This is a genomic window from Lysobacter sp. CA196, assembly GCF_052078695.1.
In the GTDB taxonomy this organism is placed as follows: Bacteria; Pseudomonadota; Gammaproteobacteria; order Xanthomonadales; family Xanthomonadaceae; genus Lysobacter.
This window is the reverse complement of sequence record NZ_JBQJIN010000002.1, coordinates 159,107-178,160: the sequence shown is the minus strand read 5'-3', so window position 1 is coordinate 178,160 and position 19,054 is coordinate 159,107. Positions and strand designations below refer to the sequence as shown.

15 protein-coding genes and 1 pseudogene are annotated in these 19,054 nt (G+C 65.2%); 10 read left to right on the top strand and 6 right to left on the bottom strand.

Annotation, left to right across the window (positions count from 1 at the left end; all coding sequences use genetic code 11):
* Nucleotides 1-33: 33 nt before the first annotated feature.
* Nucleotides 34-1,008 carry a 23S rRNA pseudouridine(1911/1915/1917) synthase RluD gene (rluD, locus tag ACTOWK_RS03485; protein ID WP_441328800.1) on the bottom strand — a complete coding sequence of 325 codons (975 nt, stop codon included), beginning with the start codon at nucleotides 1,006-1,008 and terminating at the stop codon, nucleotides 34-36.
* Between the two features lie 105 nt (nucleotides 1,009-1,113).
* On the opposite strand from rluD, the gene ACTOWK_RS03480 reads away from it, so the two are divergent.
* On the top strand, nucleotides 1,114-2,013 hold the full coding sequence (locus ACTOWK_RS03480) for an outer membrane protein assembly factor BamD (RefSeq protein ID WP_441328799.1): 900 nt from the start codon (nucleotides 1,114-1,116) through the stop codon (nucleotides 2,011-2,013).
* Nucleotides 2,014-2,349: 336 nt separating this feature from the next.
* On the opposite strand, the gene ACTOWK_RS03475 is transcribed toward ACTOWK_RS03480, so the two are convergent.
* The 4 genes and pseudogenes from ACTOWK_RS03475 to sucC all read right to left on the bottom strand — a co-directional run bounded on the left by ACTOWK_RS03475 (nucleotide 2,350) and on the right by sucC (nucleotide 6,783).
* The gene (locus ACTOWK_RS03475) at nucleotides 2,350-3,987 is read right to left on the bottom strand and encodes an NAD+ synthase (protein ID WP_441328921.1); all 1,638 of its coding nucleotides are present in this window, start codon (nucleotides 3,985-3,987) and stop codon (nucleotides 2,350-2,352) included.
* 69 nt (nucleotides 3,988-4,056) lie between these two features.
* A pseudogene (locus ACTOWK_RS03470) lies at nucleotides 4,057-4,374 on the bottom strand (endonuclease domain-containing protein); the annotation flags it as partial.
* A 354-nt stretch (nucleotides 4,375-4,728) separates the two neighbouring features.
* Nucleotides 4,729-5,604: a succinate--CoA ligase subunit alpha gene (gene sucD, locus ACTOWK_RS03465; RefSeq protein WP_441328798.1), complete on the bottom strand. Its 876-nt coding sequence runs from the start codon at nucleotides 5,602-5,604 to the stop codon at nucleotides 4,729-4,731.
* 12 nt (nucleotides 5,605-5,616) lie between these two features.
* Nucleotides 5,617-6,783: an ADP-forming succinate--CoA ligase subunit beta gene (gene sucC / locus ACTOWK_RS03460; protein WP_441328797.1), complete on the bottom strand. Its 1,167-nt coding sequence runs from the start codon at nucleotides 6,781-6,783 to the stop codon at nucleotides 5,617-5,619.
* A gap of 251 nt (nucleotides 6,784-7,034) precedes the next feature.
* On the opposite strand from sucC, the gene ACTOWK_RS03455 reads away from it, so the two are divergent.
* The 9 genes from ACTOWK_RS03455 (at nucleotide 7,035) to ACTOWK_RS03415 (ending at nucleotide 18,297) form a co-directional block, all read left to right on the top strand.
* Nucleotides 7,035-8,660 (top strand): sensor histidine kinase, encoded by a 1,626-nt coding sequence (locus tag ACTOWK_RS03455; protein WP_441328796.1) that lies wholly within the window; start codon nucleotides 7,035-7,037, stop codon nucleotides 8,658-8,660.
* 99 nt (nucleotides 8,661-8,759) lie between these two features.
* Nucleotides 8,760-10,166: a sigma-54-dependent transcriptional regulator gene (locus tag ACTOWK_RS03450; RefSeq protein WP_441328795.1), complete on the top strand. Its 1,407-nt coding sequence runs from the start codon at nucleotides 8,760-8,762 to the stop codon at nucleotides 10,164-10,166.
* Nucleotides 10,167-10,803: 637 nt separating this feature from the next.
* Nucleotides 10,804-11,223, top strand: coding sequence for a pilin (locus ACTOWK_RS03445; protein ID WP_031371623.1), 420 nt, complete (start codon nucleotides 10,804-10,806; stop codon nucleotides 11,221-11,223).
* A gap of 334 nt (nucleotides 11,224-11,557) precedes the next feature.
* Nucleotides 11,558-11,971, top strand: coding sequence for a pilin (locus ACTOWK_RS03440; RefSeq protein WP_441328794.1), 414 nt, complete (start codon nucleotides 11,558-11,560; stop codon nucleotides 11,969-11,971).
* 121 nt (nucleotides 11,972-12,092) lie between these two features.
* A complete protein-coding gene (locus ACTOWK_RS03435; protein WP_441328793.1) occupies nucleotides 12,093-13,985 on the top strand; it encodes a tetratricopeptide repeat protein in 1,893 nt (630 codons plus the stop codon).
* Between the two features lie 338 nt (nucleotides 13,986-14,323).
* Nucleotides 14,324-15,496 carry a DegT/DnrJ/EryC1/StrS family aminotransferase gene (locus ACTOWK_RS03430; RefSeq protein ID WP_441328792.1) on the top strand — a complete coding sequence of 391 codons (1,173 nt, stop codon included), beginning with the start codon at nucleotides 14,324-14,326 and terminating at the stop codon, nucleotides 15,494-15,496.
* 23 nt (nucleotides 15,497-15,519) lie between these two features.
* The gene (locus ACTOWK_RS03425; protein WP_441328791.1) at nucleotides 15,520-16,500 is read left to right on the top strand and encodes a hypothetical protein; all 981 of its coding nucleotides are present in this window, start codon (nucleotides 15,520-15,522) and stop codon (nucleotides 16,498-16,500) included.
* A complete protein-coding gene (locus ACTOWK_RS03420; RefSeq protein ID WP_441328790.1) occupies nucleotides 16,487-17,236 on the top strand; it encodes a class I SAM-dependent methyltransferase in 750 nt (249 codons plus the stop codon). Before ACTOWK_RS03425 ends, ACTOWK_RS03420 begins: the two co-directional genes overlap by 14 nt.
* Nucleotides 17,233-18,297: an NAD(P)-binding domain-containing protein gene (locus tag ACTOWK_RS03415; RefSeq protein ID WP_441328789.1), complete on the top strand. Its 1,065-nt coding sequence runs from the start codon at nucleotides 17,233-17,235 to the stop codon at nucleotides 18,295-18,297. Before ACTOWK_RS03420 ends, ACTOWK_RS03415 begins: the two co-directional genes overlap by 4 nt.
* On the opposite strand, the gene ACTOWK_RS03410 is transcribed toward ACTOWK_RS03415, so the two are convergent.
* Nucleotides 18,268-18,969, bottom strand: a complete 702-nt coding sequence (locus ACTOWK_RS03410; RefSeq protein WP_441328788.1) for a GNAT family N-acetyltransferase — start codon at nucleotides 18,967-18,969, stop codon at nucleotides 18,268-18,270. The two genes, ACTOWK_RS03415 and ACTOWK_RS03410, sit on opposite strands and share 30 nt — an antisense overlap.
* Nucleotides 18,970-19,054 lie beyond the last annotated feature (85 nt).

Sequence of the window (19,054 nt, the reverse complement as noted above, 5' to 3'; positions counted from 1 at the left end):
GCGCATCGATCCACGGCGTGGCGACGGTCTCGCTCACCGGCCGGCCTCGGCGGCGGCGCGGGTGTCGGCGCTCAGCTCGGCGACCAGGTGGCGCAGATCGGCCGGCACCGGCGCGGTGCAGCGGATCGGCTCGCCGCTGACCGGATGCACGAACTCCAGGGTCTCGGCATGCAGGGCCTGGCGCTTGAAGCCGCGCAGGGCCTCGACCAGACCGTCGGTGGCGCCCTTGGGTAACTTGAGCGCGCCGCCGTACAGCGGGTCGCCGACGATCGGGTGCTTCAGATGCGCCATGTGCACGCGGATCTGGTGGGTGCGCCCGGTTTCCAGGCGGCATTCGAGCAAGGTGTGGGCGCGGAAGCGCTCGCGCAGGCGGTAGTGGGTGACCGCGTCGCGGCCGTCCTCGCGCACCGCCATGCGCAGGCGATCGCGCGGGTGACGGTCGATCGGCGCGTTGGCGGTGCCGCCGGAGACCAGCGCACCGACCACGACCGCGAGGTACTGGCGGTGCACTTCGCGCGCCGACAGCTGCTCGACCAACGAGGTATGCGCCGGCAGGGTGCGGGCCACGACCATGACCCCGGAGGTGTCCTTGTCGAGGCGGTGGACGATGCCGGCCCGGGGCAGGGTCGCCAGGCCGGGATCGCGGTGCAGCAAGGCATTGACCAGGGTGCCGGCGTGGTTGCCGGCGCCCGGGTGGACGACCAGCCCGGCCGGCTTGTCGATCACGATCACGTCGGCGTCCTCGTACAGCACGTCCAGGGCGATGTCCTCGGCCTCGGCGCGGGTCTGGATGTCGAGGACGACGGTCAGCTCGACCGACTCCCCGCCCTGGACCGGGTCGCGCGGGCGCACCTCGCGGCCGTTCAGGCGCGCGTCGCCGGACTTGATCCAGGTGGCCAGGCGCGAGCGCGAGTAATCGGGGAACAGTTCGGCCAGAACCGCATCGAAGCGGCGCCCGGCGGCGCTGTCGGGCACGGTGGCGGTGAGGGTCTGGCGGGGCTCGGTCATCGGAAGGGTCTATACGGCGGCGGGGAGACGGGATCGGTTAAGGGGCACGACCCGCGGACTGCTATTATCGGCGCTTCGTGCCTCCGGCGCCCGTCGATGCCTGCCATGACTGTACGTTTTGCCCCTTCCCGCGGACTTGTTCGCCTGTTTTGCCTGCTGCTGATCGTGGTTTTCGCTGCCTCCGGCTGCAGCCGCGTCGGCAAGATGTTCAAAAAGGACAAAGACGCGGACGAAGGCCAGCCGGTCGAGGCCATCTACAAGAAGGCCCACGGCTCGATGGTCAACGGCAACTGGGCCTCCGGCGAGGCGAGCTTCAAGCGCCTGGTCGCGCAGTACCCCTACGGCCCCTACACCGAGCAGGCCCTGATCGAGACGGCCTACGCCCAGTACAAGTCGGGCAAGCACGACGACGCGATCAGCAGCATCGACCGCTTCATCCGTACCTACCCGACCCACCGCAACATCGCCTATCTGTACTACCTGCGCGGGTTGGTGAACTCCAGCCGCGACACGGTGTTCCTGCAGCGGGTCTGGCGCCTGGACGTCAGCCGCCGCGACCTGTCGACGCCGATGCAGGCCTATAACGACTTCCTGATCGTGGTCGAGCGTTACCCGAACAGCCGCTACGCCGAAGACACCCGCAAGCGCATGCTCGCCCTGCGCGACACCTTCGCCCGCCACGAGCTCGACGTGTCGCTGTACTACCTGCGCCGCACCGCCTACGTGGCTTCGGCCGACCGCGCCAAGTACCTGCTCGAGACCTACCCGCAGAGCCGCTACCAGTACGACGCGGTCGCGGTGCTGATGAAGTCCTACGAAGGCCTGGGCAACCCGACCCTCGCCGCCGACGCCAAGCGCGTGCTGCAGCAGAACGACGCCACCCACCCGGCGCTGTCGGAAGACTGGCCGGACTACCCGAGCAACCTGCGCAAGCTCAACCCGTTCGCGGGCGAAAAGTCGGCGGTCGACAACCGCGACCGCGACGAAGAAAAGCGCAAGCAGTAAGCGCCCGCTTCGCAGCGCAGCAGCGAAGAAAACGCCGCCCTCGGGCGGCGTTTTTCATGGGCGCCGCCCCCCTGTAGGAGCGGCGTGAGCCGCGACCGCGCCACTGCGACAACGACGCAGGCGCGGTTCGCGTGGCAGGGGACCGGGCTTCGGGGGGCCGCGCGGTATCGATCGCTGCGTTTCCCCCGTAGGAACGGCGCAAGCCGCGACCGCGCTGCCGCGACAACGACGCAGGCGCGGTTTCTCAAGCTGGAGGGCCGGACTTCCGGGACCCGTGTGGTATTGATCGCTTCGGTTGATCGCGGCTTACGCCGCTCCTACAAAAGCGCTACCCGATCAACCGACGTAGCCATTGGTAATCGGATAACGACGCTCGCGGCCGAACGCCCGCCGCGAGACCTTCGGCCCCGGCGCGGCCTGGTGCCGCTTCCACTCGCTGATGCGCACCAGGCGCAGCACCTTGTCGACGGTGGCCGGGTCGAAACCGACCGCGACGATCTCGTCGCGCGACTGCTCCTGATCGACGTGGCGCAACAGGATCGCGTCGAGCACGTCGTAAGGCGGCAGCGAATCCTGGTCCTTCTGGTTCTCGCGCAGCTCGGCCGAGGGCGGACGATCGATCACCGCCCACGGAATCACCGGCGCGCCGGCGATCGCGTTGCGCCAGCGCGCGAGCGCGAACACCTCGGTCTTGTACAAGTCCTTGATCGGCGCATAACCGCCGCACATGTCGCCGTAGATGGTGGCGTAACCGACCGCGTACTCGCTCTTGTTGCCGGTGGTCAGCAGCAGCCCGCCGAACTTGTTGCTCATCGCCATCAGCAGCGCGCCGCGGGTGCGCGACTGCAGGTTTTCCTCGGTGACGTCGACCGCCTTGTCGGCGAACACCTCAGCCAGAGTGTCCAGATAGCCCTGGAACGGCTTCTCGATCGGCAAAGCCAACAGACGCACGCCCTGGCTCGCGCATTGCTCGGCGGCCAGGTCGTTGGACAGATCGGCGGTGTAGCGCGAGGGCATGCGCACCGCGACGACGTTCTCCGGGCCGAGCGCATCGACCGCGATGGCCATCACCAGCGAGGAATCGATGCCGCCCGACAGCCCCAACCAGACCTTATCGAAGCCGTTCTTGCGGCAATAATCGCGGGTGCCGCGCACCACCGCGCGCCAGGCCAGGGAATCGCGCCCCTCGTCCTGCTCGGCCGGCCACGCCACCGGCACGAAGCTGCGGTCCTCGTCGCGATAGTCGGCGACCAGCCAGTGATCTTCGAACGCGGTCGCGGCCGGATGCACATGACCGCTGCCGTCGGCCAGCACCGAGGCGCCGTCGAAGACCAGGGCGTCCTGGCCGCCGACGACGTTGAGATAGGCCAGCGCGACGCCGGTTTCCCTGGCCCGCACTTCCAGCAACGCGTCGCGCTGGGCGTGTTTGTCGCGCTCGAACGGCGAGGCGTTCGGCACCAGCACCAGCCTTACGCCGGCGGCCGCGGTCGCGGCGAGCGGCTCGGCGAACCACAGGTCCTCGCAGATCACCAGGCCGACCGCGATGCCTTTGACCTCGAACACGCAGGCCTCTCCGTCTGGATCGACGTCGAAGTAGCGGCGTTCGTCGAACACCGCGTAATTCGGCAGTTCGCGCTTGCGATAGGTCGCCTCGACCCGCCCGTCGCGCAGTACGCTGGCGGCGTTGTAGACCACCGCGCCGGCCGCCTGCGGCCAGCCCACCACGGCCACGATGCCGCGCGCGGCCTGGGCGATCCGCTCCAGTGCGGCCTCGCAATCGGCGAGAAAGCTGGGACGCAGCAGCAGATCTTCCGGCGGATAACCGCTGACCGCGAGCTCGGGAAACAGCACCACCTCGGCGCCGTGCCGGTCGCGGGCCTCGACGATCATCGCCGCGATGCGTTCGGCGTTCTTTTCGACCGCACCGACCGGGAAGTCGAACTGGGCCAGGGCGATGCGCAGGATCTTGGACATGGGGACGATAGGAAGATTCGGCAGGGGGCGCCGGCCTGGGCCGACAGCATGGCAGACCAACGCGGCATGGATCCTTTCCAGCACCGCATCGGTCTGCGTCAGGACGTCATTGTTCCAGAATCTGAGGACGCGGTATCCGTAAGCACGAAGGCAGCAAGTACGAGCCTCATCGACCTGTGGACCGGCGTGCTGGCCACCGTCGACTTCGACGATGACACCGAGCTCCAGGCAGGCGAAATCCGCCACATATCGACCGATGGGATGCTGACGCCGGAACTTGCAGCCCATCAGCGCCCGGTTGCGCAGGAAGAGCCACAGTTTGCGCTCGGCGTCGGTCATGGCCCGACGCAGACGGCGGGCGAAGTCGCGTTTCTGGCCTCGGCGCATCCTTGCGCTCCTTGCCTTTGGAAGCGACCAGTTTGGGACTTGCGCTCCATGCCTTCTGTAGGAAAAAGCGCCCTCACCCCAACCCCTCTCCCGCCAGCGGGAGAGGGGCTTGATCTCGGCTGTGGGTAGGCATTTCGGTACCGAAGGGCTCTTCCGTGCCACAGAGCCTGTCGGCACGGCCCGCGCGGACATCCCGGAGGTTCACGCCTGCCCGCGAACTCCCGGCTCTAAAGCCCCTCTCCCGTTCACGGGAGAGGGGTTGGGGTGAGGGCACACCCCCGGTCAGCCCAAAGAAAAAGGCCGCCCGAAGGCGGCCTTTTCGTGATCCGGCGAGCCGGTCGGTGACTCGACCGCTTACTTGGCCAGACGCTTGGCGATCGCCGCGCCGAGGTCGCCCGGCGACTTCACCGTGGTGACGCCGGCCTTTTCCATCGCCGCGAACTTGCCTTCGGCCGTGCCCGAACCGCCCGAGGCGATCGCACCGGCGTGGCCCATGCGCTTGCCCTTCGGCGCCGAGGCGCCGGCGATGAAGCCGACCACCGGCTTGGTCACGTACTGGCTGATGAACTCGGCCGCTTCTTCCTCGGCCGAACCGCCGATCTCGCCGACCATGATGATGCCTTCGGTCTGCGGGTCGTCCTGGAACCACTTCAGCGCGTCGATGAAGTTGGTGCCGTTGATCGGGTCGCCGCCGATGCCGATGCAGGTCGACTGGCCCAGGCCCACGTCGGTGGTCTGCTTGACCGCTTCATAGGTCAAGGTGCCCGAACGCGAGACGATGCCGATCTTGCCCGGCTTGTGGATGTGGCCCGGCATGATGCCGATCTTGCACTCGCCCGGGGTGATGACACCGGGGCAGTTCGGACCGACCAGGACCACGTCGTCGAAGCCGTTGAGGGTGTTCTTGACCCGCAGCATGTCCAGGACCGGAATGCCTTCGGTGATGCAGACGATGACCTTGATGCCGGCAGCTGCGGCTTCCAGGATCGCGTCGGCCGCGAACGGCGGCGGCACGTAGATCACCGACGCGTCGGCGCCGGTTTCATTGACTGCGTCGCGCACGGTGTTGAAGACCGGCAGGCCCAGGTGTTGGGTGCCGCCCTTGCCCGGGGTCACGCCGCCGACGACCTTGGTGCCGTACTCGAGCATCTGTTCGGCATGGAAGGTGCCCTGCGAGCCGGTGAAGCCCTGGACGATGACCTTGGTGTTCTTGTTGATCAATACGGACATGTCATTGGCCCCTTACTTGCCGGCGACGGCAGCAACCGCCTTCTTCGCGCCGTCGTTGATGTTGTCCGCCGGGGTAATGGCCAGACCCGAATTCTTCAGCAGTTCCTTGCCGGCTTCCACGTTGGTGCCTTCAAGACGCACGATCACCGGCACCTTGACGTCGACTTCCTTGACCGCGGCGATGATGCCCTCGGCGATCATGTCGCAGCGGACGATGCCGCCGAAGATGTTGACGAAGATCGCCTTGACCTTGTCCGAGCTGAGAATCAGCTTGAACGCTTCGGTCACGCGCTCCTTGGTGGCGCCGCCGCCGACGTCGAGGAAGTTGGCCGGCGAGCCGCCTTCCAACTGGATCACGTCCATGGTCGCCATCGCCAGACCGGCGCCGTTGACCATGCAGCCGATGTTGCCGTCCATGGTGACGTAGTTGAGATCGTGCTGGCTGGCCAGCACCTCGGTCTCGTCTTCCTGGCGGATATCGCGCATCGCGGCGAGATCCTTGTGACGGAACGTGGCGTTGTCGTCGCTGTTGACCTTGCCATCGAGCACGGCGAGGTTGCCGTTGGTGAGGATCGCCAGCGGGTTGAGCTCGACCAGCGCCAGGTCCTTCTCGTTGAACAGCTTGTACAGGCCCAGCATGATCGTGGTCAGCTGGCCGGCCTGCTTGGCGTTGAGGCCCAGGTCGAAAGCGAGCTCGCGGCACTGGTAGGCCTGCAAGCCCTGCACGTAGTTGACGTGCACGGTCTTGATCGCGTCCGGGGTTTCCTCGGCGACCTTCTCGATGTCCACGCCGCCTTCGGCCGAAGCGATGAAGGTGACCGACTGGGTCGAGCGATCGACCAGGATCGACAGGTACAGTTCCTTGTCGATGTCGGTGCCTTCGGAGATCAGCACCGAGTCGATCGGCAGTGCCACGCCGGCCGACTGGTAGGTCTCCATCTTGGTGCCGAGCATGGCCTTGGCGTACTGCTTCACTTCGTCGAAGTTCTTCGCCAACTTGACGCCGCCGGCCTTGCCGCGGCCGCCGGCATGGATCTGGGCCTTGACCACCCAAAGATCGCCCGGAATGGCCTTGGCGGCCGCAACGGCTTCATCGGGAGTGCGCGCAACGCGCCCGGCCGGCACTGCGATGCCGTAGTCGGCAAACAGCTGCTTTGCCTGATATTCGTGAAAATTCATGCGTCACCGAGGGGAGTGAAAGACGTCCCGCAGGTGCATGCGGCCGGGAGCCGGAGCACGCGCGAGGGGGCCGCATTGTCGCCGATCGGGGCGGGCCGAAGCAAAACCCGCCATTCCGGCCACCCCGGCCGCCCTGGCCGTCCCGCCCCCCTTCCTGCCCGGCGGCGCCCCCGGCCGCGCGATCGGCGCAGGCCGAGACAAGCCAGTCGCCCTATACTGATCGACACTCCGCCCGCGCAGGGAAAACCCGCTTGCCGTCAGGTCTCGCCCCCGTCAGTCCGGCCGATGCCGACCTCGCGCTGCGCCGCGAACTGTATTTCTTCACGCTTTACCGCCTGCTCGAAGCCGCCTTGCTGGTGTTCTTCCTGTTCGGCCCGGTGGCGGACCTGATCGGAGCACCGCGCCACGACCTGTTCGCGCGCTCTCTGGCGCTGGCCTATCTGTTCATCGCCAGCCTGTTGTTCCTGTTCAGTCGCCGCGGCGAGTTGCGCAGCCAGGTCTTCGCCGGCATCGCCAGCGACCTGTTCTTCGGCATCCTGGCCATCCACGCCCTGCCGCGCGCCGGCACCGGCATCGCCCTGATGCTGATGTTCAACGTCGGCGCCGCGGCCCTGCTGCTGCGCGCCCGCTACGGCATCGGCGCCGCGGTGGTGGCCTGCATCGGCCTGATCGGCGAGTGGATCTGGAACGAGATCGGCGGCGAAAGCCTCGGCCGCACCGTCGCCGAGCCGATCATGTTCGCTCTGGGCTATCTGTCGATCGCCCTGCTCACCAACGCCCTCGGCCGGCAGATGCGCGAAACCCAGGACCTGGCCGAGCGCCGCGGCGCCGAGGCCGCCAACTACGCCGAGATCAACGAACTCATCATCCGCCGCATGCGCACCGGCGTGCTGCTGGTCGACGGCGAAGGCCGTCTGCGCCTGGCCAACGAAGCGGCCATGCTGCTGCTCGGCGACTCCGGCGAATACGACGGCCAGCGCCACGGCCACCGCGTGCTGGCGATCGCCTCGCCGGAACTCGCGCGCCGGCTGAGCCGCTGGCGCACCGAAGGCCGGCCCGACGAAAGCCCGCTGCAGCTCGCCCCGGACCTGCCCGAGGTGGTGCCGCGCTTTACCCGTTTACTCGCCGGCAGCGACCAGACCCTGATCTTCCTCGACGACACCTCGCTGGTGTCGCGCCATGCCGAGTCGATCACCCTCGCCGCGCTCGGCCGCTTCTCGGCCAGCCTCGCCCACGAGATTCGCAACCCGCTGGCCGCGATCAACTACGCCGTGCAGTTGCTGGAGGAGTCGCACGATATCGCCATCTCCGACCGCCGCCTGCTCGAAATCGTGCGCCAGCAGGGTTCGCGCATGAACGGCATCGTCGAGAACGTGCTCGGCATGGCGCGGCGCGAACCGGCCAAGCCCGAGCACGTCGAACTGATGGGGTTCGTGCGCCAGTTCGTCGACGAATACCGCACCAGCCATCCGATCGAACAGGACACGCTGCGCGCGACCGGTCCGCGCAGCCAGGTCGAAGCCCTGGTCGACCCGAGGCAGTTGCACCAGGCCCTGACCGTGCTGGTGCACAACGCCCTGACCTACGGCCGCATTCCCGGCCAGCCGGCGCGGGTCACGGTGCACGTGTACTTCGATGAAGTCGGCCTGCCGGCGATCGACGTGCTCGACCGTGGCCCCGGCATTCCCGACTCGGTCGCCGAACGCCTGTTCCGCCCGTTCTTCACCACCTCCAGCCACGGCACCGGCCTGGGCCTGTATATCGCGCGCGAGCTTTGCCGAGCGAACCAGGCCTCGCTCGACTTCGTCCCGGTGCCCGGCGGCGGCGGCTGTTTCCGCATCCGGCTCGCCGGAGCGAGCGCGTTGTCCCTGGTCTGAGCCATACTTGCGTGAGCGGATTCCCGATCTGGGATTCCCGATCCTGTGCGTCTTGGCCGCGACGGCCTCGTTAAGCTATCGTGGGCGGTGGAGGGCGCAATGGCAGAAACTCGTAGTGCATTGGTGGTCGATGACGAGCGCGATATCCGCGAGCTCCTGGTCATGACCTTGGGCCGCATGGGCCTGCGTTGCGACACCGCATCGGGCCTCGGCGAGGCGCGCAGCCAGCTGCTGCGCAATCGCTACGACCTGTGCCTGACCGACATGCGCCTGCCCGACGGTTCGGGCATGGACCTGATCGCCGAGATCAGCCAGAAATACCCCAATACCCCGGTCGCGATGATCACCGCCTTCGGCAACGTCGAGGCCGCGGTCGACGCGCTCAAGGCCGGCGCCTTCGATTTCGTCGCCAAGCCGGTCGACCTGGCGGTGCTGCGCGATCTCGTGCGCCACGCCCTGGAACTCAACGACACCCGCCGCAGCGCCAGCGAAGCGGTCGGCTCGCGCCTGTACGGCGAATCGCCGGCGATGATCAAGCTGCGTCAGACCATCGGCAAGGTCGCCCGCAGCCAGGCCCCGGTCTATATCGCCGGCGAGTCCGGCGTGGGCAAGGAACTGGTCGCGCGCACCATCCATTCCGAAGGCGGCCGCGCCGACGGCCCGTTCGTTCCGGTCAATTGCGGCGCGATCCCGGCCGAGCTGATGGAGAGCGAGTTTTTCGGCCACAAGAAGGGCAGCTTCACCGGCGCCCACGTCGACAAGCCCGGCCTGTTCCAGGCCGCCGACGGCGGCACCTTGTTCCTCGACGAAGTCGCCGAGCTGCCGCTGCCGATGCAGGTCAAGCTGCTGCGCGCGATCCAGGAAAAATCCATCCGCCCGGTCGGCGCCCAGGCCGAGCTCGTCGTCGACGTGCGCATCCTGTCGGCGACCCACAAGGACCTGGCCTCGCTCGTCGCCGACGGCCGCTTCCGCCAGGACTTGTACTACCGCATCAACGTGATCGAGCTGCGCGTGCCGCCGCTGCGCGAACGCCTCGACGACCTGCCCGGCCTCGCTGCGAAGATCCTGCATCGCCTCGCCGGCAGCCAGGGCCGTCCGGTGCCGCGCCTCGGCGACGACGCCCAGGACGCGCTGCGCGCCTACGGCTTCCCCGGCAACGTGCGCGAACTCGAGAACATTCTCGAACGCGCACTCGCATTGGCCGAAGGCGAAGTCCTCAACGCCAGCGACCTGCGCCTGCCGCGCCTGGCCACCCAGGCCCCGCCGGGGGAACTGCAGAACCCGGGCGCAGCGCCGCAGCAAGCGGCCGGCGCCGTCGACCCGCGCACCCTCAACCCGCGCGACACCGCGACCAGCGCCCTGCCTTCTTATATAGAAGAGATCGAGCGCGCCGCGATCCAGCAGGCGCTGCAGGAAAACCGCTACAACAAGACCCGCACCGCGGCCGCGCTCGGCATCACCTTCCGCGCGCTGCGCTACAAGCTCAAGAAGCTCGGGATCGACTGACCCGCCGCACAGGCTCGGCCGAACGACGGCGTCGTTCGGCCGTGTGCTGTGTATGCGATGCGCGTCATGTGTGCCGACAATCACTCTTGTGCCCACTCGAGTGCCTGTCGCACACCTCGGAATGAATCGTCGCCATGAACATCGGCACACGATCATACGAACACACATTTACAAGTCAGCGCCCTCGACCGAGCGCATCAGAACCCGCGCTCACACGGCGATCGCGACGCCATCGCCCGCTGCATCAGCCATGGAGCAGCGACAGCAGCCATCCGGCGACTGAAAACCGCGCCCTCAACGCACTCACGATTCGCTCTATTGCCTCATCCCGGGTGGATTCCGGACCGGCCAAGCCATGCGTGACTGGCGCCTCAATTCCGGCCAGCCAATGTGCAACATGACGCATTAGGTCACCCTCACAGCCCTTCGACTGACCCTCTGCGTCACCCCGCCCGCCGTCCCCAACTCGCTTTACGTGACCTGACTATCACTTTCGATCCCCCGGTTCATGGGTATGAAGGTTGGCATGGGATGTGCGTATTCCTCTATGCACGTGCGGCACGCACGGCTGCCGAAGGACCGAGCAATCGAGCCTGCAGGCACGTGAAGCAACTCAATCACTCCTAGGGGAAATACCATGAAGAAGCAGCAAGGCTTTACCCTCATCGAACTGATGATCGTCATCGCCATCCTCGGCATCCTGATCGCCATCGCTCTGCCGGCGTACCAGGACTACACCGTCCGCACCAAGAACGCCGAGTGCATCAACGTCGCCGCCGCCGCCAAGCTGGCCGTGTCGGAAACCGCTCAGGACCGCGGCAACCTCGCAGCGATCACCAGCCAGGCCATCACCGGCTACAGCTTCGTTGCCTCGAGCTACTGCGCCAGCGTGACCATCGCTTCGGGCGGCACGATCACCGCGACCACCCAGGCCACTGGCGCCACCACCCTCGCCAAGTTCGAGCTGGTTCCGACCCTGGACGCCGGCCGCGTCGAGTGGGATTGCAACGAAACCGGCGGTGCCAAGAAGTCGCAGCTGCCGGCCGAGTGCCGCTAATAGTCGACTGATCGTCATTGCTTCAAGCGAGGGCCCCGGTTTACCGGGGCCCTTTCTTTTTGTGTCTCGGTCGGCGGGCAGCAGCCCCTGCCGCACGACCTTCATTGAATCCAGACGGGCCAACTTTCGGATATCGGCTGACCGAACACCTCTCGCCCCTCGCCTAGCCAGCAATCCGGTGCGATAGCCACAAAAGCCGCTGCCGATCACATTTTTCAGCCTCCTCCGCAAAACTTGGCACAGGCTGTGCTTGTACTTGAACAGGTGGCTGGACATCTCGCCGAAGGCGACGACAGCCGGCCCACGCGACAGCAAATATCCAGGGGGATACGCTATGAAGCGGCAAAAAGGCTTTACCTTGATCGAGTTGATGATCGTCGTTGCGATCCTCGGGATCCTGATCGCAATCGCACTGCCCGGTTATCTCGACTACGTCAGCCGGACCAAGAATGCCGAATGCCTCAACGTTGCCGCAGCGGCAAAGCTATCGGTATCCGAAACAGCTCAGGACCGGGGCCAGCTGAGCCAAGTCAACGCAACCAACACGGGTTACAGTTTTGCGGCTTCAAGCTACTGCTCCAGCGTCGTGATCGGCGCTAACGGCGTGGTCACCGCGACGACATCGCCGAACTCGGGAGTCCCGATAATTTTCACTCTGCGCCCGACCTTGGCGGCCGGCCGAGTGGAATGGGATTGCAGTGTCCCCAGCGGAACCGACTTGACTCGGGTACCCGCTGAGTGCCGTTGAAAGTCGCCGCGGTCTTAAGCGCGATCGAAACCGCGCGCTCGGTCACCGGCCGTGCGAGCAGTGCTCGGCAGAACCTCGGCCGGCCCGTATAGTCAGCGCCAATCTTTCTGCGGAACGGACTATGCCCGCTCGTATCGTGCTGCTGGTCGCGATGGCGCTGACCTTCTTGATCTACTGGCCGGGTCTGTCGGGCCCCTTCCTGTTCGACGATTTGCCGAACCTCAATCCGGTCCAGAGCTGGCTCACTGGCGAGCTGAGCTGGCAATCGGTGGTGTTCGGCAATCAGTCCGGGATGCTCGGACGACCGTTATCGATGGCGAGCTTTCTGCTCAGCGCGGAGCTGAGCGGTCACAGCCCCTACGCATACAAGCTAGGCAACCTCGTCATCCACTTGGCCTGCGGATTCTGCGGGTGGCAGGTGATCCGACGGCTGCTCGCACAGGATGAGCGGCTGTCCGCGAACTCCGACCTGTTCGCGAGCATCGTCGTCGCACTGTGGCTGCTGCACCCGATCAACGTCAGCACGGTGCTTTACTCGGTGCAACGCATGGCACAGCTGAGCACGCTGTTCGTGTTGGCGTCGCTGTGGACTTACCTGGTCGCCCGCCGCCAACTGATCGAGGGCAAGACCCGCAGGGCCTTGCTCGGCCTGTTCCTGCTGTTCCCCTTGCTTGTTCTCGCCGGCCTGATGAGCAAGGAGAACGCAGCGGTAGCGCCTGCGCTATGTCTCGTGATCGAACTGGCTTATTTCGTTTCGCGCCAGAGGCCCAATCGGGCCACCCAAGCCTTCTTCGGGCTGTTCTTGCTGCTTCCAGGGCTGGCGGTCGTCGGCCTGTTGATCGCGACACCCGACCGCCTGCTGAGCGGCTATGCCGAGCGAGACTTCACCCTGGTCGAACGGCTGCTGACCCAGTCGCGGGTGCTGATGGACTATGTCGGGACGGTGTTGGTTCCCCGTACGCCGCTGCTCGGCCTCTATACCGACGATTTCCAACCATCCACCGGCTTGCTGTCTCCCCCGACGACTCTGTTCTCTCTGCTCGCCTTGCTCGCCATCAGCGCCGGCGCTGTCGCGCTGCGCAAGCGCGCTCCCAGCGTGTTCGCCGGCTGGTTCTTTTTTCTCGTGGCCCACGGCGTTGAATCGAGCATTCTTGCCCTGGAGCTGTACTTCGAACATCGCAACTATCTTCCCGCGTTCGGCCTGATCTTGGCCGTGGTCGGCCTGACCTCACTGGTCCCAAAAGACCTGCACACGAATGTCTTCACTCCCCGTCAATTGGGACTGGTCATCGCTGCCGGATTCGCCCTGTCGTTCGCGTTTGCGACCGGCGGACGCGCGCATGTCTGGCAAGCCGAAGACCTGCTCCTGGAACAGGGACTCAAGCATCATCCGGAATCGATGCGTGCCCAGTTGGTCCGGGCTACGATCGCCCTGAGAACGGGCGAGACTCAAGCCTCCTACGATGCCTTCGCCGATCTGCTCGCCAGCAAGAATCCGCGTAACCGGGTCATCGGAAGGATCAGCTGGGTGACGCTCGACTGCATGCGGGGCGTCGACGTTCCCCCTGCGGACCTGCAGCGCGCCCTGATCGAAGCGCGCCCGAAGCTCAGCATGGCCGAGGTTCCTGCCCTGCGCTTGCTCGCCCGCGTGGTCAAGGAACAAGGCTGCGGCAAGCTGACCGACTCGGCGATCGCCGATGGCATTTCCGTCATGCTCGAAAAGGCCGCGGCGCAGCCGGAGTACTCGCGCTCGAAATGGCTGACCCGATTCCTGGCTGCGGAAATGTTCCTGCATGCCGGTCGCACGGCGGAGGCCCAGAAGCAGGCGGAACTCGCCTGGAACGCGAGCGGCGACCTGCCGACCGGCGCCCTGCTCGCGCAGATCTATGCGGCTCGAAAAATGCGCCCGGAAGCCGAGCGTTTGCTGGCCGAATTGGATAAGCGCATGGGGCCGTACGACACGCAGGGACGCGCGGAGCTCGCGAAGACGAAACTCCTGCTGGATCAACGGTGAAGTCGAAGTGGGCCAACGACGAAACGGCGGCCGCCGTCGGACCGCTGGCCCATCGTACTTCCTGCCCAGTCCGTGACGGAGCCCGCGTCTGATGCAGGCCGGATGGCTGCCGTCCCGGGCGGCGCGGAGCACCGTCTCAAGCCCGACATCCTTCCGCCCGGACACGCAATTCGCGACTTCACTATGATCGACCGACGGCCCTAATAGGTCGAAAGCGCAAGGAGGCTGCGTGTCGATCCGCACGACGAGCGCAGCCTGGGCAGTCTCAAGGCCACCGGGGGGACGTGCTTTCGAACAAGCCCCAATAGATCGTCACCCATTCAGGACATCGATCCGCCATGAATTCGACCGAAACCAAGCCTCCCTTTCTGGTCTTTGCCGCTCCGGACATCCAGGAACCCGAGATCGCGGAGGTAGAAGCCTGCCTACGATCGGGTTGGCTGGGCACCGGTCCGCGGGTCGCCCGTTTCGAATCCGACTTCGCCCGCTATAAGGACATCGAGCCGCAGTTGGTCGCAGGGGTGAATTCCTGTACCGCCGCCATGCACGTCAGCATGGTCGCGGCAGGCTTGGAACCGGGCAGCGAAGTCATCACCACGCCATTGACTTTCTGCGCAACCGTCAACTCGATCATCCATGCCGATCTGGTGCCGGTGCTAGCCGATGTGGATCCGGTCACCCAGAACATCGATCCGGACGCGATCGAGGCCGCGATCACGCCGCGCACGCGAGCCATTCTGCCGGTGCACTTCGCCGGGCGTCCGTGCGACATGGATCGCATCATGGCGATAGCGAACAAGCACGGCCTGATGGTGATCGAAGACTGCGCACATGCCATCGAGAGCGAATATCGCGGACAGAAGACCGGTACATTCGGCGACTTCGGCTGCTTCAGCTTTTATGTCACCAAGAATGTCGTCACCGGCGAGGGCGGCCTCATCGTTGGCCGCAATGCCGAATTGATCGCGCGTGCGCGCATGTTGGCGCTGCACGGAATGAGCCAGGACGCATGGCACCGCTTCAGCGACAAGGGTTACAAACACTATCAAGTCGTCGAGTGCGGCTTCAAATACAACATGATGGATCTGCAGGCTTCGATCGGACTGCATCAACTCGCGCGAGTGGAACAGAGCTGGCAACGGAGGCAGGAGTTGTGGGGCAGCTACAGCCGCGCGCTCGCGGAATTGCCATTGGGCTTGCCTGCCGATCCGGAAAGCCATATCCGGCATGCTTTCCATCTGTACACGGTGATGATCGACCCGGCCCGCACCGGGATCGAGCGCGACACCTTCCTGAATCGCATGAATGCCCACGGCGTCGGCACCGGCGTGCATTATTTGTCCGTTGCCGAGCATCCCTACTACCGCGAGCGTTTCGGTTGGGATCCCGACCAATGGCCGAATGCGAGAAGGATCGGACAACAGACCGTAAGCCTTCCGCTTTCGCCCAAACTCAGCGACTCGGATCTGGCACGGGTCGTGGATGCCGCAACCCGTTCGCTGACGAGCTGAAGCACGGGCTGCGCACCTGTCTTATGACCACTCCGCCCCTCAGCCCGAATGAGCCCGCGCGTGCGGCGATACCGCGCCCGGATCGGCCCTCGAATCCGATCCGCAAGGCCCTGACGTGGTTGTTGGTCCTCGGGGCATTGGGATTCCTCGCTCACGCGCTCGCGCCGGAAATCTCGGTGGTCCGCAGCTCGATGGCCGCGATCGGTTGGCCGCAGGTCGTTCTGGCCATGCTGGTCGCCATCCCGATGTATGCGATCAAGGGCTGCTATCACCTGAATCTGCTCGATCGTATCGCCGGGGAGCGCAGTTCGCGGCGGATTGGGCTGCCGATCTATTTGCAAGCCCAGATCGTTCGTTACTTGCCCGGCAAGGTGTGGGGCATCGTCTACCAAAGCCAGCGCATGTCGCGTACGCACCGCCCGAGCGAGGTAGTGATCGCCAACTTATGGCAAATGGCCACGACCAATGCGCTGGCCGCGGGACTGGTTATCGGGTTGCTGCTCGCTTTTCGCTATTCCTTGGCCTGGCTATTGCTGCTCGTTCCGGTGATCGGCGCGGTGGAATGGATGCACCGCCATCCCGCGATCGAATCGTGGATGCTGAAGCAACTGGCCCGTTTTCTGCCTCGTCTCGTCCCTTTGGCGAATAGCCGGCCCTTGCCGTCTATGCCCTGGAAAGGCACCGCCTTGCTTTGTTCGGAATGGATTTTTTACTTCGCGTCGTTTTCGATCATGCTTCACGGCTTGGCGGACTGGCCGGAGCGGTTGCTGCTCGGAACCTGGTATGGCGGCGCCTCCATTCTCGCATTGGCGGCGTTCGTCGTTCCCGCCGGAATTGCCGTACGCGAAGCGATTTTCGTCGCGGCGCCGGGGTTGACCGGAGCCGACGCAGCGACACTGGCCGTCACCGCAACACTGGCACGGCTGGTTTTTCTGGGGGCGGAAATCGCGGCCGCCGTACTGTCCAGCGCATGGACTCTCGGAGTCCGACGTGACCCAGCCTGATAGGAATCAACGCGAATACTGGAACTCGTTGGCCGGAATCGATCCGGACGCGGCGATCATCGATCCCCTGGACCGCCGAGGTCAAAAGAACGCCTACCTGGCGGGTATCCGCAACAATGCGTTTCTGCGCACGCTCGAGCGCAACGGCATCGAATCAGGCCGCTTGCTCGACCTTGGCTGTGGCACCGGCAGTTCCACACGACCGCTATTGGATGCCGGCTACGCCGTGCTGGGAGTCGACATCGCTCCGGATCTGCTGCGCCATGCACGGGCACGTTGCGGCGACGAGAACTGCCTTTTCGTCGCCATGGACGGCAAGCAGCTACCGCTCGCCGATGCGTCCGTCGACGCGGTCGTGGTTTATGTAGTCCTGAGCTATCTGACCGACGACGGTCAAGCCAGTACCTTGCTCAAATCCATTCGGAACGCTCTGAAGCCGGGCGGGTCGTTGATCATGATCGAACAGGCCCGCAGGCACAGACGCGTCACCGAAAAAGGGTTGAAAGTCCAACGTACCCGCAAAGAATGGCAGAGCCTGCTGCGCTCGGCCGGGTTCGCGAGCGAGCGATCGTCCGTACTCCGACACGGCCGTTTTCCAACTACGCCGCTGATCGCCATGGGCCTGTTGCCCCGCAGCGTTTGGCCGGCGATCCGCACGCTGGAGGCGGCCGTCGCCCGTATTACCGGCGTATTGCCATGGGACTATGCAGAAGTCCTGTTCGAGGCCAAGGCATGATCGCGATCATCGGCGGCGGACCGGCCGGCATTGCGCTGGCCGCGGCACTCGACCGGCTGGGCCTGAACTACGAACTATTCGAGGCTCGCGAGATCGGAGCCACCTGGCGAGCCGCACCGTCCGACTTGCGCGTATTGAGCCCGTGGTGGACGAACGTATTGTCGTTCGGCGAACTGTTGAGCGGCAATCCGTTTCGCAAGCCGCACGCGGGCGAGTACCTGGATCATCTGTTGCGCATCGCAAGACGGCTACGCGGAAGAATCCTTGAAGGCGCCGAAGTTCTCGCCATCGAAGAGGACGGCAACGGCAACTGGAACGTCCGCACTGCGGACGGCATCTCGCCGGGATATTCGTCGGTCGCCATGGCTACCGGCTATTTCTTCTCCCCATCATGGCCGTCGCCGCCCCTCATCGAAGATGGATCCGTTCGCATCCTGCACGCCGCTCAGATCGGCGACTACGCCCAACTGGAGGAATTGCGTACAGGCGACCTGCCGGTCGTCGTCGTCGGAAGGCGGGTTACGGCAGGGCAGCTGATGCTGGAACTTAACGACCGCGGCATCCCTTGCGCGCTGAGCTTACGTTCACCCATCGAGTTTCGGCGTCACGGCTTCATAGCCGGCATCCGCGAGGCCGCCTACTTCTTCTGGGAAGAACTGCAGGCTCGATTGAGTCCCGGAATCAAACGCCCTTCCTATCCGGTGATGGATGGGGGGCGTGGTCGCGAGCTGGTCGAAAACGGGGAGATTGCGGTATGGCCGACCCTCAAACGGGTGGAAAACGGCGAGATCGTACTCAACGACGATCGGCGCATGTCCGTTGCAGCGGTGATCATGGCGACCGGCTATCGCGCGGTACTCGACCTTTTGCCCTATCCCGTCGCCCGCGATGGATTCGACGTGCCGCTCAACACCAGCTTCGAAGTGCAAGGAATGCCGGGCGTGTATCTGCTGGGCTTCGATAATCTCTACGATCATCGCAGCCGTTATCTCAGGGGAATCCGTTTCGACGCGGCGCGACTGGCGAAGATTCTAGCCGCCCGGCAAGCCCCGACGGATTGAGCTGAGCTTGTTCGACAAGCGCAATGCCGCGGTAAAAGCGCGAGCACGCAGGGGGTTCAAGGCGAGATCGCTGACGACCAGCGGGCTGTCACTGCCGCCCCATGCACGCTTATAAGCGCTAAGACTGCCTTGGCCCGCTGGCGACGGCAGGAAATCGAAACTGCTCATTCCGGCATCGCGCGCACAGCGCAACATCGTCAGGAACAGTTGGTCGGATGGATAGTGGCCGCGGGCTTCCGGTAGGTGCGCGCCGTGCATGTAGCAGGCCCGCTTGCCGCGAAATCCGGTACACACGAAGCCGGATATCGTTCCGTCCAATACCGCCACCAACGCCGCATGGGGCGCAATCGACTCGAAATAGGTCTCGGTATATCGCGACGCGCCGCTGTGGCGATGCAGCGTCGAAAGGTAGAGGCGGTGCAGATGGATGCCGTCGCCCGGGCGCCCCGCCCGGATCTCCAGCTCCGACCTCGCCAGACGATTCACGGCTCGACGCGCCTTCTCCCAACTGCGCTCGTTCCATTCGCCCAGAACCGGGATGAGGATGCTGCCGAGTTCGTGCCGGGCGAAAATGCGGGCATCTTCGGATGCGCGTTCGCTCTGAATTCGCATCAAGTCCGCCCGCAACCCGCGGGCCGCATCGACTCTCGCGGCCAAGGCAGCTTCACTCATGTCCTGTGCGCCGATCAGGAAGTCCGGATAAGCGACTCTGAAAGGGCCAGCGCGAAAGCAAGTAACCGAGCCGCCTTCATTTCCA